The organism is Rudaea sp. (assembly GCF_047601565.1).
Lineage (GTDB): Bacteria > Pseudomonadota > Gammaproteobacteria > Xanthomonadales > Rhodanobacteraceae > Rudaea.
This window is the reverse complement of the sequence record NZ_JASGIY010000001.1, coordinates 2,696,299-2,712,494: the sequence shown is the minus strand read 5'-3', so window position 1 is coordinate 2,712,494 and position 16,196 is coordinate 2,696,299. Positions and strand designations below refer to the sequence as shown.

Annotated in this window: 11 protein-coding genes and 1 pseudogene; 4 read left to right on the top strand and 8 right to left on the bottom strand. The window is 67.7% G+C overall.

The window, feature by feature from the left end; all coding sequences use genetic code 11:
* Positions 1–127: 127 nt before the first annotated feature.
* The gene (locus QM741_RS11890) at positions 128–925 is read left to right on the top strand and encodes an inner membrane protein YpjD (protein WP_415207898.1); all 798 of its coding nucleotides are present in this window, start codon (positions 128–130) and stop codon (positions 923–925) included.
* Between the two features lie 93 nt (positions 926–1,018).
* Here the strand turns inward: QM741_RS11890 and radA are convergent, their stop codons facing one another.
* The 3 genes from radA to QM741_RS11875 are packed head-to-tail and all read right to left on the bottom strand — an operon-like array spanning position 1,019 to position 2,981.
* Positions 1,019–2,389 carry a DNA repair protein RadA gene (gene radA / locus QM741_RS11885; RefSeq protein ID WP_415207897.1) on the bottom strand — a complete coding sequence of 457 codons (1,371 nt, stop codon included), beginning with the start codon at positions 2,387–2,389 and terminating at the stop codon, positions 1,019–1,021.
* A 32-nt stretch (positions 2,390–2,421) separates the two neighbouring features.
* Positions 2,422–2,745: a type II toxin-antitoxin system RelE/ParE family toxin gene (locus tag QM741_RS11880; RefSeq protein WP_415207896.1), complete on the bottom strand. Its 324-nt coding sequence runs from the start codon at positions 2,743–2,745 to the stop codon at positions 2,422–2,424.
* A complete protein-coding gene (locus QM741_RS11875; RefSeq protein WP_415207895.1) occupies positions 2,742–2,981 on the bottom strand; it encodes a type II toxin-antitoxin system ParD family antitoxin in 240 nt (79 codons plus the stop codon). Before QM741_RS11875 ends, QM741_RS11880 begins: the two co-directional genes overlap by 4 nt.
* Positions 2,982–3,239: 258 nt before the next feature.
* On the opposite strand from QM741_RS11875, the gene QM741_RS11870 reads away from it, so the two are divergent.
* From QM741_RS11870 to QM741_RS11860, 3 genes are all read left to right on the top strand, one after another.
* The gene (locus QM741_RS11870; protein WP_415207894.1) at positions 3,240–5,225 is read left to right on the top strand and encodes an Ig-like domain repeat protein; all 1,986 of its coding nucleotides are present in this window, start codon (positions 3,240–3,242) and stop codon (positions 5,223–5,225) included.
* Positions 5,226–5,403: 178 nt separating this feature from the next.
* Positions 5,404–6,690 carry an Ig-like domain repeat protein gene (locus tag QM741_RS11865; RefSeq protein WP_415207893.1) on the top strand — a complete coding sequence of 429 codons (1,287 nt, stop codon included), beginning with the start codon at positions 5,404–5,406 and terminating at the stop codon, positions 6,688–6,690.
* Positions 6,691–6,752: 62 nt separating this feature from the next.
* Positions 6,753–7,397 (top strand): hypothetical protein, encoded by a 645-nt coding sequence (locus QM741_RS11860; protein WP_415207892.1) that lies wholly within the window; start codon positions 6,753–6,755, stop codon positions 7,395–7,397.
* 139 nt (positions 7,398–7,536) lie between these two features.
* On the opposite strand, the gene QM741_RS11855 is transcribed toward QM741_RS11860, so the two are convergent.
* From QM741_RS11855 to QM741_RS11835, 5 genes and pseudogenes are all read right to left on the bottom strand, one after another.
* Positions 7,537–10,296, bottom strand: coding sequence for a protein kinase domain-containing protein (locus QM741_RS11855; protein WP_415207891.1), 2,760 nt, complete (start codon positions 10,294–10,296; stop codon positions 7,537–7,539).
* Positions 10,297–10,317: 21 nt separating this feature from the next.
* Positions 10,318–10,869, bottom strand: a complete 552-nt coding sequence (locus QM741_RS11850) for an ECF-type sigma factor (protein WP_415207890.1) — start codon at positions 10,867–10,869, stop codon at positions 10,318–10,320.
* Positions 10,870–10,970: 101 nt separating this feature from the next.
* Positions 10,971–12,626 (bottom strand): hypothetical protein, encoded by a 1,656-nt coding sequence (locus QM741_RS11845; protein WP_415207889.1) that lies wholly within the window; start codon positions 12,624–12,626, stop codon positions 10,971–10,973.
* A 129-nt stretch (positions 12,627–12,755) separates the two neighbouring features.
* A complete protein-coding gene (locus QM741_RS11840; protein ID WP_415207888.1) occupies positions 12,756–13,265 on the bottom strand; it encodes a hypothetical protein in 510 nt (169 codons plus the stop codon).
* A gap of 482 nt (positions 13,266–13,747) precedes the next feature.
* Positions 13,748–16,196, bottom strand: a pseudogene (locus QM741_RS11835) (SBBP repeat-containing protein); the annotation flags it as partial.

Genomic DNA, 16,196 nt, shown 5'->3' with positions numbered 1-16,196 from the left:
AGACTTTTCACGCTGGCCAGCCGCGATCGCCAACCGCCGTGCGCCGGCGTTTCGCCCGGACCACGCAAGCCGCGACCCGGCCGCCGCCGCGCGTGGCGCGGGCGCGTCGATATGCGACACTTGGCGCATGCTCGCAACGGCCTCCACCCTGCTCGCCATCGCGCTGTACCTGACCGGCGCGGCGATCCTCGCCCTGCCGCTGCTGCACCGCCAGGCGCAGCCGCGCGCGATCGGCACGGGCCTCGGCGCGCTCGCCGTCGTGCTGCATTTCGCCGTGCTGTTCGGCGTGCACCGCGGCGGCGTGGACCTGCATTTCTTCGCCGCGCTGTCGCTGGTCGGCGCCTGCATCGCGGCGCTGTGCGTGTTCGTCAACCTGAGCCGGCCCGTGGCTACGCTCGGCGTCATCGTGTTCCCGCTCGCCTCGCTGCTGCTCGGCATCGATGCGTTCCTCGCCCCGTCGACGCAGCCGATGCTGCTTCCATGGCAGATCAAGCTGCACGCGCTCTTCGCCCTGCTCGGCTACAGCGTGCTCAGCATCGCCGCCGTGCTCGCGATCCTGCTCGCGCTGCAGGAACGCGCGCTGCACGCCCGCCGCTTCGACGGCCTCGTGCGCACGCTGCCACCGCTGACCCTGACCGAAGCGCTGATGTTCCGCCTGATCGGCGCCGGCTTCGTCCTGCTCACGCTGACCCTGATCACCGGCATCCTGTTCGTCACCAATCTGTTCGACCAGCACCTCGCGCACAAGACCATCTTGTCGATCGCCGCCTGGATCGTGTTCGGTGCGCTGCTGCTCGGCCGCTGGCGCTACGGCTGGCGCGGGCGCCGCGCGGTCAATCTCGTGCTGATCGGCATGGCGCTGCTGCTGCTCGCCTTCTTCGGCAGCCGCTTCGTGCTGGAGTTGGTATTGAAACGCGTGCCATGAAACGTCGGAAGTTTGGCCTGCCGAGTCGCTTACGGTTGTCGGGTTTCGCTGCGCTCTACCCAACCTACGAAACTCAACCGGAAAACGCGGTTGTCAGGATACCAGGTCGATCGCTTCGCGCAGCCGGTCGACGGCAATCACCTCCATCTCGCCGATCCTGCTCTTCTTGGGGGCGTTCGCTTTCGGCACGATCGCCTTGAGGAAACCGTGCGTCGCCGCTTCGCGCAGGCGTTCCTCGCCGTTCGGCACGGGACGGATCTCGCCCGACAAACCGACCTCGCCGAACGCGACGAGTTTTTCCGGCAGCGGCCGGTCGCGCAGGCTCGACAGCACGGCGAGCAGCGTCGGCAGGTCGGCCGCGGTTTCCTGCACGCGGATGCCGCCGACGACGTTGACGAACACGTCCTGGTCGTACACCGCGACGCCGCCGTGCCGATGCAGCACCGCGAGCAGCATCGCAAGTCGATTCTGTTCGAGGCCGAGCGCGACACGGCGCGGATTGCCGAGCGAGGACTGGTCGACCAGCGCCTGCACCTCGACCAGCAGCGGCCGCGTGCCCTCGCGCGTGACCATGATCGCGCTGCCCGGCGTCGGCGCGCTGTGCTGGGCGAGGAAGATCGCCGACGGATTCGGCACCTCGCGCAGGCCCTTGTCGCCCATCGCGAACACGCCGAGTTCGTTGACCGCGCCGAAGCGGTTCTTGAACGCGCGCAGCACGCGGAAGCGCGAACCGGATTCGCCTTCGAAATAGAGCACCGCGTCGACCATGTGCTCGAGCACGCGCGGTCCGGCGATACCGCCTTCCTTGGTCACGTGGCCGACGAGGAAGATGCTCGTGCCGGTTTCCTTCGCGTAGCGCACGAGGCGCGCGGCCGATTCGCGCACCTGCGATACCGAGCCGGGGGCGGCGGTCAGCGTCTCGGTCCAGATCGTCTGGATCGAGTCGATCACGAGCGCGCGCGGGGCATCCTTCTTGGCGTGCTCGAGGATGCGTTCGACGCAGGTCTCGGCGAGGCAACGCAGCGGTTCGAGCGGCAGGCCGAGGCGCTGCGCGCGCGCGGCGATCTGCGCGAGCGATTCCTCGCCCGACACGTACAGCGTGCGCAGCCGTGCGCCGAGCGCGCCGAGCGTCTGCAGCAGCAGCGTCGACTTGCCGATGCCCGGATCGCCGCCGACGAGTACGACCGAGCCTTCGACGAGGCCGCCGCCGAGCACGCGGTCGAGCTCGCCGATGCCGATGCGTACGCGCACTTCCGCCTCGGCCGCGACCTCGGTCAGCGCGACGACCTTCGCTTCGGCCGCGCCCGCATAGCCCGTGCGCCGCACCGTCCCGTTCTTCGCCGCGGATTCGACGACGAATTCCGACAAGGTGTTCCATGCGCCGCAGGATTCGCACTGCCCCTGCCATTTGCCGTATTCGGCGCCGCACTGGTTGCAGACGTAAGCGGTTTTGGCTTTGGCCATGAAACGGAATTCCGATGAAGACGACGGCGTCGCTATTCGGCCGCGACCAGCCAGGCGGCGATGTCGCGGTTCGCGTGCAGCACACGCCAGACGTCGATGCAATCGCTGTGTTCGAGGTAAAAAATCAGGAATGGAAATTGCCGCAACGGCCAGCTTCGCAACTGCTCGAGCTTGAGTTCCACGCCATAGCGCGGCGACCCGCTTGCGGGATGGGCGACGATGTGAGCGACGGCCGTCTCGAAGGCATCGAGAAAACGCGATTCGAGCGACTGGCCGCCCTCAAGGGCATAGTACGCGGCGGCTTCATCGATATCCGCTTCCGCGCGCGGCAGCAGGATCGCAAGCTTGGCGCTCACTGTCGCGCGCGTGCCTTCGCACGTTTGCGCAGACGATCAAAAAACGCCTTGTCCATCGGCTTGCCCGGCCCGGAATTCGCCCCTTCCAGCAGCTTCCGGCGCAGATCGTCGATGTCGCGCTGCTTGCGGATCAGGTCGCGCAGGTATTCGCTGGTCGAGCCGTAGGCGTGCTCGGCGACCTGGCGGTCGACGAAGGCCTTGAGTTCGTCGGGCAGGGAAATGTTCATCGTCGCCATCGCAGCACCCGTGTTTGGCAATGTTTGCCACACCATAGCGCAAGCGCCTGGAAACCGCCAGCGAGCAGGCAAGCACGAATGCCTAATGCGGGAATGAAGATCGGTCGACGCCGATCAGGTTCCCGCGAGCGCAGGAAAAGCGACGTTCCCGCTGACCCATTGATAACAATCCGCACCGAATTCCGTTTTTTTCGTTAGACGCTGCCGTGCGCGGCTTGATCGGACGAGGCGAACATGAAACGAAACCGGGAACGAAGCGTGTCCCGCCCGCTGGCGTGGCTCATCGGCATCGGCGCCATGCTGCGGCTGACGTCGGCCGGGGCCGACGTGCCGGGCACGGAACGCGACGCGCTGGTCGCGCTTTACGGCAGCACCAACGGCACAAGCTGGACCCACCACGCTCACTGGAATACGCCCGACCCGGTCTGTCCCGGCACGCCGGCGAACAACTGGCACGGCATCGCCTGCGATGCCGCCAATGCGCACGTCGTCGGCATCGATTTGGACAACAACCAACTGACCGGTCCGCTTTCCGATCTGTCGGCATTGCCCGCCTTGCAGGGATTCTCCGCCGGCGGAAACCAGTTGACCGGGCCGATTCCGCCGCTGGCGGGATTGACGAATCTGGTGGTATTCGAAGTCGATATCAACCAATTGACCGGCCCGATTCCAGCCCTGACGGGATTGACCAATCTGTATGCTTTCTCCGCCTCGGAAAACCAACTGACCGGCTCGATTCCCGCGCTGACGGGATTGACGCAATTGGAAGCTTTCCAGGTCAGCGACAACCAGCTGAGCGGCTCGATTCCCGCGCTGACCGGGTTGACGAACCTGGAATTCTTCTACGTCGACGGTAACCAGCTGACCGGCTCGATTCCCGCACTGGCGGAATTGACGGCGCTGCAATTCTTCGAAGTCGGCGACAATCAATTGACCGGTTCGATTCCCGCGCTCGCGGGATTGACGAATCTGGAAGCCTTCGGCGCCTACGACAACCAACTGAGCGGCCCGATTCCGCCGCTGGCAGGATTGACGAAACTGGAAATTTTCGCCGCCAGCAACAACCAATTGACCGGTTCGATTCCGGCCCTGGGGGGATTGACGAGTCTGCTGAACTTCTACATCGACAACAACCGATTGACGGGTCCGATTCCCGCGCTGGCGGGATTGACGAAGCTTTCCGACTTCGACGTCAGCACAAATCAATTGACCGGTTCGATCCCGTCGCTGGCCGGGCTGATGAATTTGGATTTATTGAGGGTGAATCACAACGCGCTGAGCGGCGCGCTCGACGCCGGCGCGCTGCCGCCCAGCCTCGAATATGTGTCGCTGGACCACAACGCCTTCAGCGGCCCCGTTCCCGACGCACCCGGCGCGTTGCAACCCGACGACAGCATACTCTGCCCCAACCTGTTCGCACCAGCCGCGAACCCCGAAAGCGCGAACGACCAGGCCTGGGACAAGGCCACCGGCATTACTCCATGGTCCACGGCATGCGCCGGCGCGCAGGCGACCACGACGACGATCGTCTCGACCTCGCCCGCGACGCCGGGCACGGGCATGGCGACCACCGTAAACTTTTCCGTGGCCCCGTCGGCGGGCGGCGGCACGCCCACCGGAACGGTTTCGATCAGCGACAGCGTCGACGCCACGGCCTCGTGCGCGCCGACGACGCTGAGCGGCGGCGCAGGCAGCTGCACGCTGACGTTCGCGACCACCGGCGCGCATACCTTGACCGCGGTATACGAACCCGACAGCGATGCGTTCGCGCCTTCGAGCGCGACACGGAGCCTGACCGTGAACGTGCTCGCGCCGAGCACGACCACGTTCGGCGCCACACCGAATCCGGGCACGGCAGGCCAGCCGGTGACGTTCAGCGTCAGCGTCGATCCTGCCGCCGCGCCGAGCGGCACGGTCACGGTGACCGCCGGCGCACTGAGCTGCCAGGCGACATTGACCGCAGTCAGTGCAACCACGAGCAGCGGCAGTTGCCCGATCACCTTTGCCGCGGCGGGCGTCTACAGCGTGACCGCGAATTATCCGGGCGACGGCAGCAATGCGCCTTCGAGCGCGACGCTGAGCCTGACCGTGAACGCGGCTGCGCCGACGCAGCCGGCCGTGCCGGCGCCGCTGCTCGATGGGTGGGCCTTGGCAAGTTTGTTCGGCGCCCTGGCTGCGATGGGCTGGATCGCGTCGAAACATGCGCCACGGACCGCAGGGCAGTGCGAAGATCAGCCTGACTAGCGCTCAACCTCAACGGCTGTTTCGGCGGGAAATGGCTTTGGCTCGTCATTCCCGCATGCTTCTAACGTGAATGACGAGCTGAGGTTCGGCGCTAATCAGGAATCCTGATAACAATCCGCGCCGAATTCCGTTTTCTTCGTTGACGCTGCCGTGCGCGGCTTGATCGGACGAGGCGAACATGAAACGAAACCGGGCACGAAACCTGGGCCGCAGCCCGCTGGCGTGGCTTATCGGCATCGGCGCCATGCTCGGGGCGGCATCGGCCTGGGCCGACGTGCCGGCCGCGGAACACGACGCGCTGGTCGCGCTCTACAACAGCACCAACGGCGCAAGCTGGACGAACCATGTGCACTGGAACACGCCCGACCCGGTCTGCCCCGACACGCCGGCGAACGACTGGTACGGCGTCACCTGCGATGCCGCCAATACGCATGTCGTCAGCATCGATTTGGAAAGCAACAATCTGGCCGGATCGATTCCGGCACTCACGGAATTGACGCAACTGCAATATTTCGACGCCGATACCAACCAATTGACCGGCCCGATTCCGCCGCTGGCAGGATTGACGCAACTGCAATATTTCAACGTCGGCTTCAATCAATTGACCGGCTCGATTCCCGCGCTCGCAGGACTGACGAATCTGGAACACTTCGAAGTCCACGCCAACCGGCTGACCGGATCGATTCCGCCGCTGGCAGGATTGACGCAACTGCAATATTTCTACGCCGATGCCAATCAGCTGACCGGGCCGATGCCGCCGCTGGCCGCACTGACGAATCTGCACGGGCTGAACCTGAGCCACAACGCGCTGGGCGGCGCGCTCGCCGCCGATGCGCTGCCGTCCAGTCTCGAATTTGTGGTCCTGGACCACAACGCCTTCAGCGGCTCCGTTCCCAATGCACCCGGCGCGTTGCTGACCGGCGACAACACGCTCTGTCCCAACCTGTTCGCACCGGCCGCAAGCCCCGAAACCCCGAACGACCATGACTGGGACCAGGCCACCGGCGACAGCCCCTGGTCCACGGCATGCGCCGCCACGCAGGCGACCACGACGACGATCGTCTCGACCTCGCCCGCCGCTCCGGGCACGGGCATGGCGACCACCGTGAACTTTTCCGTGGCCCCGTCAGCGGGCAGCGGCACGCCCACCGGAACGGTTTCGATCAGCGACAGCGTCGACGCCACGGCCTCGTGCGCGCCGACGACGCTGAGCGGCGGCGCAGGCAGTTGCACGCTGACGTTCGCGACCACCGGCGCGCATACCTTGACCGCGGTATACGAATCCGACAGCGATGCGTTCGCGTCTTCGAGCGCGACACGGAGCCTGAGCGTGAACGCGGCTGCGCCGACGCAGTCGGCCGTGCCGGCGCCGCTGCTGTCGCGCCCGGCGATCCTCGCGCTGATCGCGCTGATCTTTCTCGTCGCGATTTTCCGGCCTCATAGCTGCGCGCAGCATCCCTGGTGACGGCATGCCGCGGCGATCCAGCCGCGGATCCGATCGACTTCCACACCTCAAGGAACACACCGATGAAGATTTCTTTCCTCGTTCTCGCGGCCGTTCTGGGCCTCGCACCGGCGGCACGCGCGGCAACGCTGTACAGCTGCCCGGGCAACGGCACGGCCAACGGCTGGGACTATATCGACCGCGGCTTCTACGTCACCGACTACCCCGGCACCACGCTCGACAGCGTGACCTTGATCTACCACGGCCCCGCGGGCGACGGCTCCTACACCATCGCACTGACGGCGCATCTGAACAGCTACGACGGCGCCGTGATCGGCTCGACCCAACAGCAGACGGCAAGCCTGAGCGAGAACTCGGCCACGCCCGTGACCTTTCACTTCGGCAATGCCGCCGTGTCTCCCGGCAGCACCATCGCATTCACCCAGAGCACGGTCAGCGGGCCGGGCGAGGTGGCCTACGACTATGGCTTGACCACGCCGACCTGCGCCGGCGTTTTCGAGACCGAGGGGACCGCACCGCCTCTCGACACGATACGCCGCAACACCGTGGGCCTGACGATCACCGGGGACGCGCAAACGACTGCGCCGAGCGGCGTTTCCGCGACTGCGCCCGCGCTCGCGCTGCCGGGCATTCTGCTGATGTTCGGCGGCTTGTTGGGCGTCGCGTTTCTGCGCCTGAAATCGCAACGCGCGAACACTCGACGCTGAAACGACGGCATCGGCACGCACCCTGCGCCCGGCGCGGTCGCGGCACAAAAAAAATCGTTCAACGGTTCCAGGTTCGGAGCATTCGGCCGCGATGCAGGCGGAAGACGCGCGAGCCTGCGCAACGGCCGGTTCGTTGCGCCTACTTCGCCGCGGCGGAAGCCTCCGCGGCGTTCACGGGCGGCAGTTTTTCCCGCCACCGCGCCGCCAGGTCGGTCCTGCCCCACGCGCTGTAGAGATCGACGTAGGTGCGCACGATCTGGCGCATGACGACGTTCATCGGCATTCCCGTTTTCTGCGATGGCTGCGCCGCATACGCCTGCGCGAGTTCCGTTTCGGCTTCGCCGAAACGCCTCTGCCCGATCAGCACCCGGGCGAGCAGCGAACGCGTCGCGCCGCCGTCGCCGTGCGGGCCGCCCAGCTTCTCCGCTTTTTCGAGAATCGCGCGCGCATGCTTTTCCGCATCGGCGTACTCGCCGAGCGCGACGAGCGAATCGACGAGAACGGTCTCCGCCGACATCGGCGTGAAGCCGCCGGCCTCGTCGCTTGCGTTGAACAGCGCCAGCGTGCGCAGCAGCGATGCCTTGGCCTCCACATAGCGATGCAGATCGTTCAGCGTGCGTCCTCGCCACATCGCGAGGGTCAGCGTGGTCGGGTGGGACTCGCCGAGCGCCTTCGTGGCAAGCGGCAGGTACTCGTCGAGCAGCTTTTCGTTTTCCGCATAGCGGCCGGTCGTGTCGTTGAGCGCGGCGATGCGGACGACCGCGCCGAGCGTATGCGAATCGCTCTTGCCGTAGCGCGTCGCGTAGCCGTCGATCGTTTTCCGGCAAATCGCCCTGGCCGCTTCGTCGTTGCCGAGATGCGCCTCGGCAACGCCGAGGCCGCTGAGCGATTCCAGCGTCTCCGGATCGTTTTCGCCGAGCACGCGGCGTTCCAGGGCGTAGACGCGTTCGAAGCGGTCGCGGCACGGCTGAGTGCGGAACAGCATGCATTCCGCCGCCGCGAGCTGACTCTGCGCATACAGGCGGTCGACGTCGCTTTCCGGCAATGCCGCGGTGAGTGCCGCGGCCTGCTCCGCGGTCGCCAGTGATTCGCGATAGCGGGCGCCTCCCATCTCGGCCTGCGAGCGATGCGCGAGCAGGCGCGCCTGCGCTGCCGCGTCCGCACCCGATTCGCGCACGGCCGCGTAGGCCAGATCCCAGTGCTCGGCGGCGCGGACGGATTCGCCGATGCTGTAGTAGCTCGCCGCGATCGTGTCCTCGATCGACGCGCGCACCGCGGGCTGTTGCGCCAGTTCGCGCTGCGCGTTGCCGGCGGCGGTGTCGAGCAGCGAACGGATCAGGGTGCGGTCCATCGTCTTCGCCCGATCGGGATCGATGCCGGAGAGGATGCCGCTCGTGAACTTCGCGATCTGCTTCGCCTTCGCCGCCTCGGTCTCGGCGCGCGCGGCCTCGCGCCGTGCGATGCGCGCCTCCCAGACGATGCCGGACACGCCGGCGAGCACGGCGAACAGCAGCAGCGCGCCGACGCCGACGCCGACGCGATGGCGGCGCGCGTACTTGCGCAACCGATACGCCGCGCCGTCGGCGCGCGCGGCGATCGGCCGGTGCTCGAGGTAGCGGCGCACGTCTTCGGCCAGCGCCTGCACCGACGCATAGCGTTCCTGCGGATTTCTCTTCAGCGTCTTGGCGAGGATCGTGTCGAGGTCGCCGCGCAGGACGCGCTGCAATTGCCTCGGCGTGGCCGCTCGCGCGGCCGCGATCGCCTGCGTGTCGCCGGTCGTCTCGACGATGCGCGAAGAAGGACGCCGCGGCTCGTCGCGGCTGACCGCATGCGCGAGTTGCATCGGCGTCGCGCCCGCTTCGCCGTGCGGCCGGCGTCCGGTCAGCAGCACGTAGAGCACCGCACCGAGCGCATAGACGTCGGTCGCCACCGTCACCGCCTCGCCGCTGAATTGCTCGGGCGCCGCGTACTCGGGCGTGAACGCGGCCCCGGCGGCGCGCGTGAGTTCGGTGATCTCGCCTGGGGGCGCATCGCCTTCGAGCAGCTTCGCCATGCCGAAATCGAGCACCTTCGCCGTACCCCGGGGGAAACCTGCGGCCGCAGGCCGCTCCGACTTTCCTTCTCCCCGCGGAAGAAGGTGGCGCAAAGCGCCGGATGAGGGCGAGGGCGGCACGGACTCGTCGCCACCCGAATTCCCGCCTGCGTCGCAATCCGTCACCAGGATGTTCGACGGCTTGAGGTCGCGATGCACGATCAGATTGGCGTGCGCGTAGGCGATCGCCGCGCAAACCTGATCGAACAAGCGCAAGCGCGTCTCGACCGTCGCGCGCCGGGCGTCGCACCACTCGTCGATGCGCTCGCCATCGATGTACTCCATCACGAGGTAGCGCTGGCCTTCGTCGGACTCGCCGACGTCGAGCAGGCGCGCGACGTGCGCATGCCGCAGCCGCGCCAGCAGTTCGCCTTCGCGCGCGAAGCGCTGCTGCGCCGCGCGGTCGACGGCCGCGAAGCGCAGCATCTTGAGCGCGGCCTGGCCCGCGTGGAGTCCGTCGCCGCGCTCGACCAGCCACACCTGGCCCATGCCGCCGACGCCGAGCAGGCGCACGATCCGCCACGGGCCGATCCGCTCGCCGTGCCGGTCGCGCAGCGCGGCGTCGCCGCCGACGTCGCGCGCGGCCGCGGCGAGCGCGCCCTCCTCGAGGAAATGCAGCGATTCGGCGTCGCGATCGGTCTGGATCGCGCCGAGCACGAGCGCATGCAGCTCGCCGTCCGTTGCGGCGAGGCCGGCCAGCAGCGCGGCGCGTTCCTCGACACCGCATTCGAGCCAGCGCTCGAACCACGCCAGGACTTCGGCGCGCCTGCGCGCGCGATCGTGCGGATCCTGCGCGTTGCCGGTCATCGGACCTTCTTCGCCGCGGCGTTAGGGCTGGCGCAGCAGGTCGAGCAGGAACATGCGCGCCTTACGCCAATCGCGCTCCACGGTCGGCCGCGAAACGCCGAGGACTTCGGCGATGTCCTCGCGCGGCATGCCGCCGAAGTAGGACATCTCGACGACGCGGAAGGCGCGCTCGTCCACGCGTTCGAGCGCGCGCAGCGCCTCGGTCAGATCGGAAATCGGCACCTCGGCGAAAGCCGCCTCGGACAGGCTACCGCTCAGGGTCAGCGCGATCGCATCGCCGCCGCGCTTCTGCGCGCCGCGCTCGCGCACGTAGTCGACGATGACGCTGTGCATCGCGCGCGCGGCATAAGCGTAGAACACGCGCCGGTTGACCAGCGGGACGCCCGGCGCATGGCCGAAACGCATCCAGGCTTCGTGCAGGATCGCCTGCGCGTCGAGCGAGATCGTGCCCGCGCAAGCGAGGCGCTGGCGCGCGCGGCGCATCAGCTCCGGATAAAGCAGCCGGTACAGCGGTTCCTGCGCCCCTGCGTCGCCGGCCGCGGCCCGCTGCAACAGTTCCGTGATCTCGCCCATGCGGCCACAAGGAAGCAGCGCTGCGGCCATCATAGCGGCAGTCGCGCGCCGCCGCGACCTCCTTCGCGCGGGACCTGCGATCGTGAAGCGCTGCGGACGCATCAGCGCTTGCGTCCCCACTCCTCGCGCGCCGCCGCGATGCCGGCGACGAGGGCGATCAGCAAGGCCAGCGCCCAGGCGGCGAGCGCCGGTGCGGGAACGGCAGACACGGGCGGCGGTGGCGGCGGCAACTGCGCGTCCTGCGCCCTGCACTGCGAGAATTCGGAGGTCTGCGGCGGAAACGCCGAGATCGCGAGAATCGCCGTGGCGGTCACCTGCTCGCCGGCGGCCAGCGCCGGCACGGCATGGGTGAACGCGGCATTGCCCGAGGCGTCGGTGGCGAGCGTGAACGAGCCGAGATAGCGCTCGCCTTCGCCGAAGCCGGAAGGATCGCAGGCCGCGTTCGCGTACAGCGCGATGCTGAATCCCGTGTTCGGATAACTGTTGAACGTGCCCGCGATCGTCGTCGTCCCCGCCGACGTGGCGACGTCGGTCAGCACCGGATAATTCTGCACGCCGTCGGCGTCGTTGACATCGTTCGGCAACGGCAGGTCGTCGTCGGCGCCGGGCGCCTGCAGCTTGATGCCGAGTCCGCTGAAGTAACCGTGGTTGTCGACGATGCGGTTGGCGAGGATGCCGGCGCGCGCGCCCTGCTTCACGTAGATGCCCTGGCCGTTGTCGGCGATGATGTTCGGCGCGCCGATCGCCTCGTCGGTGCCGATCGCGGCGGAGCCGGCTTCGACGAAGATGCCGTCGAGCGCATTGGCAATGGCAATGGTGCCGCTGGCGTCGGTGCCGATCGCGTTGCCGAAGATCGAGACGCCGTCGCCCGCGCTGTCGATGCCGTAGGAGCAGCCGCCGATGACGTTGCCCGCGCCGGGCGCCGCGCCGCCGATCGTGACCGTGAGCGCGTCTTCGATCCAGATGCCCACGCAACTGTCGCCGAGCGCCGCCGTGCCGGTCGCCGTCGTGCCGATCAGGTTGCCCTGGATCGTGGTGATGCCACTTTCCAGATGGACGCCATAGCCGTTCGGTGCGTCAATCACGTTGCGATCCGCCGGCGCGGTGCCGCCGACGGCGTTGCCCGGATAGCGGATGTGTACCGCCGCGCGCAGCCGACCCGGCGTGACCCCGTCCGGCCCGACCCCGAACCAGTTGCCGACGATCTGGTTGTAATCGCCGACCCCGATCACCGGCAGGCCGCCGTCGAGCAGCAGGCCGTCGGTGGCAATGCCCACGGAACTCTCGAACAGCAGCCCGCGCACCGTGCTGGGGCGCGCATCCTCGGCCACTTGCAGCAGCGCGCTGGCGCCGCTGTCGACGCTCTGGCGCAGCGCGATGCGCAGCACGGCGTTGTTCGCGCCAAGCGCATTGGTGTTCGGCGACGAACCGCCCTGGGTGTAGCCGTCGATGATCGCCGGCTTGAACAGTGCGACGTTCTGCGCGTCGTCGAGATCGATCACGTGCAGGCCGGAACCGGGAATCGCGAACGCGATCGTGTCGGCCGCGGGCGGCGCCGCGTCGCCCGCCGCGCACTCGCCGGGTGATGCGCCCGAGGCGGCCTTGGCGTTGACCGCGATCACCGCCTCGCGCAGCGAGCAGAAGCCGTCGACAGCGACGACGTCCTGGTCGGTGTTCACGGTGATCGTGGCCGCGAATCCCGTTTGCGCAAGGCCGGACAGAACACAGGCGAGGCAGAAGAAATAGCGGTGTGGCATGAGTCCTCCCGATGATTGCGGACCGCATGCGTCGATCTGCCGCATGCGTATCATTAAGAGAGACGCAATTTGAAATGAAGACTTATCGTTTCCCCGTCGTATTGTGCGAACGTCGTGGCCGCGCGCGGCTCAGTGCGCCGCGCCGGGCGCAGGAATCACGAGCTTGCCCGCGCTTTCGGCGACGAGAATCTCGTTCGTGCCGCTGACCGAGCCGTTGGCGTTCCTGGTCTCGCTCTTGATCACGAGCTTCTTCACCGGCGGCAACACGAACCTCATCGGCTTGCCGTCGGGACCGCGACCGCCTTCCGCGCGTTTCCTGTCTGCGGCATCGAGATCGAGCAGTTGGATCGAAACCACTTTGCCGCCGATGCCGTCGGTGACCATCATCTTGTAGAAATCGGCCATCTGCGGATCGGCGCCCTGGGTGTAGATCAGGCCGGTCAGAGTCTTCGCATCCTTGGCCTCGAAGGCCTTGCGATAGGCGTCGACGAATTCTTTCTCGGCCGCCGGCGTGGCGGCACCGGTCAGCGCGGGAACCGTACCGAGCAGCAGGACCAGGCTGCCCGCCCATGCCGACCTCGGGCGCCTTGCATGCACGCCCGAATGCGCATTCCGATCGATATGAAACTGCTTTGCCATGACATTCTCCTCGTCGTCGTTGAAGGAACCATGCTTATCCGATCCATTGACAAGCGGCCGGAAATCAAGAGAGTTGCCACGAAAACACGAAGATCACGAAGGAAAAGTCACGAAGAAAGTCGAAGAAGAATCATGACTTTGTTCTCCATCGCTTTTCTTCCTGTCTTCGTGGCAACTCTACAGACGCAAAACGGGCGCGAAACCGATCACGCCGCGAACGGGCGATCATCGTTGCCGCCTTGCGGAGCCCGCCGCGACCGACGCAACGAGAATGCCCAGCAGCGCCAGCATCCTTGCGGCGAGCGCAGGCGCGGGAACCGCCGGGGCGCCGCTGCCGCTGCCGGCGTCGTCGTTGACGATCGTGCCGACGCCCTGTGCCGTAACGATCGTCACGGCCGCGGGCGCGGCGTGCGGCGCGGCGCCGCGTCCGCGTTCGGCCTGCGCCGATCCGCGCGGCGCGGATGCGGGCGCCGGCACGGTTTGCGTCGCGCCGGAAAGATTGACGTAGAACGTCTCGTCCGGCTCGACCTTTGTGTCGCCGACCACGTAGACGATCACGGTCTTGGTCGTCTCGCCCGGATTGAATGTCAGGGTGCCGCTCGCCGCGAGGTAGTCGCTGTCGGCCAGCGTCGCGGTGCCGTCGGTGGTGGCGTAATCCACCGTGACGGTGGTGTCGGGGCTGCCCGGCGACAGCGCAACCGTGAACGCGAACGCCGTCGTGCCGCTGTTGCCTTCGTTGCCGCTGACGTTGTCGATCGACAGGAACGGGCCGCCTGTGGCGGTCAGGTCGGGCGTCATCTCGGCGACGAAGCCGTCGTCGTTGCCGGCGTAATCGCTCTGCGCGCCGCCGCCCGTGCCGGGGAAGGGATCGGCGCTGGTGTAGCCGGCCGCGTAGAGGTGGCCGCCCGCGAGCGCGAGGCTCACCACGCCGTTTTCGTCCGCACCGCTGCCGCCGCCGAGATACGTGCTCTGCACGAGCGTGGTGAGCGCCGAATTGAAGCGCGCCACGTATCCAGAGGAATCCGCGTCGGGATGAACCGCCTGGATGCCGCCCGCGGCGCCGGGCAGATTGGTCGACAATTCCGTCGCTCCCGCGATGTAGACGTTTCCGCCGGAATCGACGGCGATCGCGCCGCCGTAATCGTCGCCGTTGCCGCCGAAATAGGTGGCCTGCTTCAAGCTGGAAAGCCCGTTGTCGAATTTCGCCACGAATGCGTCGTCCGCCGTCGCATTCGCATCGTGCGACGGCTGCGCGCCGCCCGTGGTGCCCGGAAAATCCGTCGAGCGCGTCGTGCCCGCCACATAGACGTTACCGCTCGCATCGAGCGCGATCGCATCTCCGTCCTGCGCCAGGCTGCCGCCGAGGTAGGTCGATCGCAGGGACGTCAGGGCGCCGTTGAATCGCGCGACGAACGCGCTCGAGAAGGCGCCGGTGACGGCATTCGGAAACGCACCGCCCGTCGTGCCAGGCAGATCGGTGACGCGGGCGTCGCCGGTGACGAACACCTGACCGCCGGCGTCGATCGCCAGCGCGTAGGCGATGACCTGACCCGTCGTGCCGCCGAGATAGCTCGCCTTCGTCAGCGTCTTCAGGTCGTTGGCGAATTTTGCGACGAATGCGTTCGCCGCGGCGCCCGCGTGCGCCGGCTGCACGCTGCCCGCGGTGCCGGGCAGATCCGACGCCAGGGTGTAGCCGGTGACGTAGATCGCATTGCTGCCGTCGACGCCGATCGCCTTGCAATACGTGTCGTCGTCGCTGCCGCCGAAGTAGGTGGACTGCACCAGCGTGTCCAGTCCGCCCGACAGCTTGGCGATGAAGCAATCCGTTCCGGCGCTCGTCGCATTCGTCGCCACCGCGCCGCCGCTCGTGCCGGGGAAGTCCGCATCGCGCGCGATCCCCGCGACGAATACGTTGCCGCTCGCATCGAGCGTGATCGCATTGCCTTCGTCGTCCTTGCCGCCGCCGAGATAGGTCGCCGCGACCAGCGTCGTCAGCGATGCGTTGAACTTGGCCACGAACGCATCGGCCGGCGCGCCGGCGAACGCGGGTTGCGCGCCGCCGGCGGTGCCGGGAAAACCGGTCGAGCTGGTGACGCCCGCGACGTAGACGTTGCCTGCGGCGTCGAGCGCCATTGCATTGATGGCGTCGTAGCCCGAGCCGCCCAGATAGGTCGATTGCAGCAGCGGATCGATCGTCACTGGCGCGTTCGCGTCGTGCGCGCCGAGCGCGAAGCCGTAGCGGTTCTTCGCGAGCAGGCGATAGCGCACCGCGACCTCGCGGCGCACGCCGTCGACGGTCTGCCAGGCGAGCGGCGCGCCGAACGCGACGTCGCCGTTGCCGGTGCGCGCGAGCAATGCGCCATTTTCCACTCGTATACTTTGCGCGCCGTCGACGCGCAGCGCGATGCGGCTTACGTCCGCACGCGCTTGCAGCGTGAACAGTTTCTCCACGCTGCCGCCGTGCGCGGCCAGCGCCACGCCGATGCCGGGCCAGGCTTCGCCGAGGCGCACGTCGTCGTAGCCGACGCCATCGTCCCGCCGCTGCGCAGGATCGCCAACGCCGAAGCGGTGGATCGCGGCCGCGCTCGCCTGCCCGGCCTGCGGCGCGAGCGGCGCCGCGCCGAGCAGCGTCTCGACCAGCGTCCTGCCCGGTCCGCGCCGCGCGGCGGCGTGCCTATGTCCGGGCAGCGCCTTGCCCGCGAGCGCATGCACGAGCTGGCCGTCGCGCGTGACGAACTCGGTGCCGGCGAACGTGCGCGCGGCGAACGCGACGCGACCGTCGAATGCGCCGCGGTTGGCCTCGAACGGCACGCTCGCACGCGCGAGCGCGGCATTCTGCGGCGGCGCGGCCGCGGCGCAGCACGACGCGAACGCGAGTCCCGCGGCGGCGTAGGCCTGTGCGAGTGCATGAAGCGGATGGCGAATCGGCAT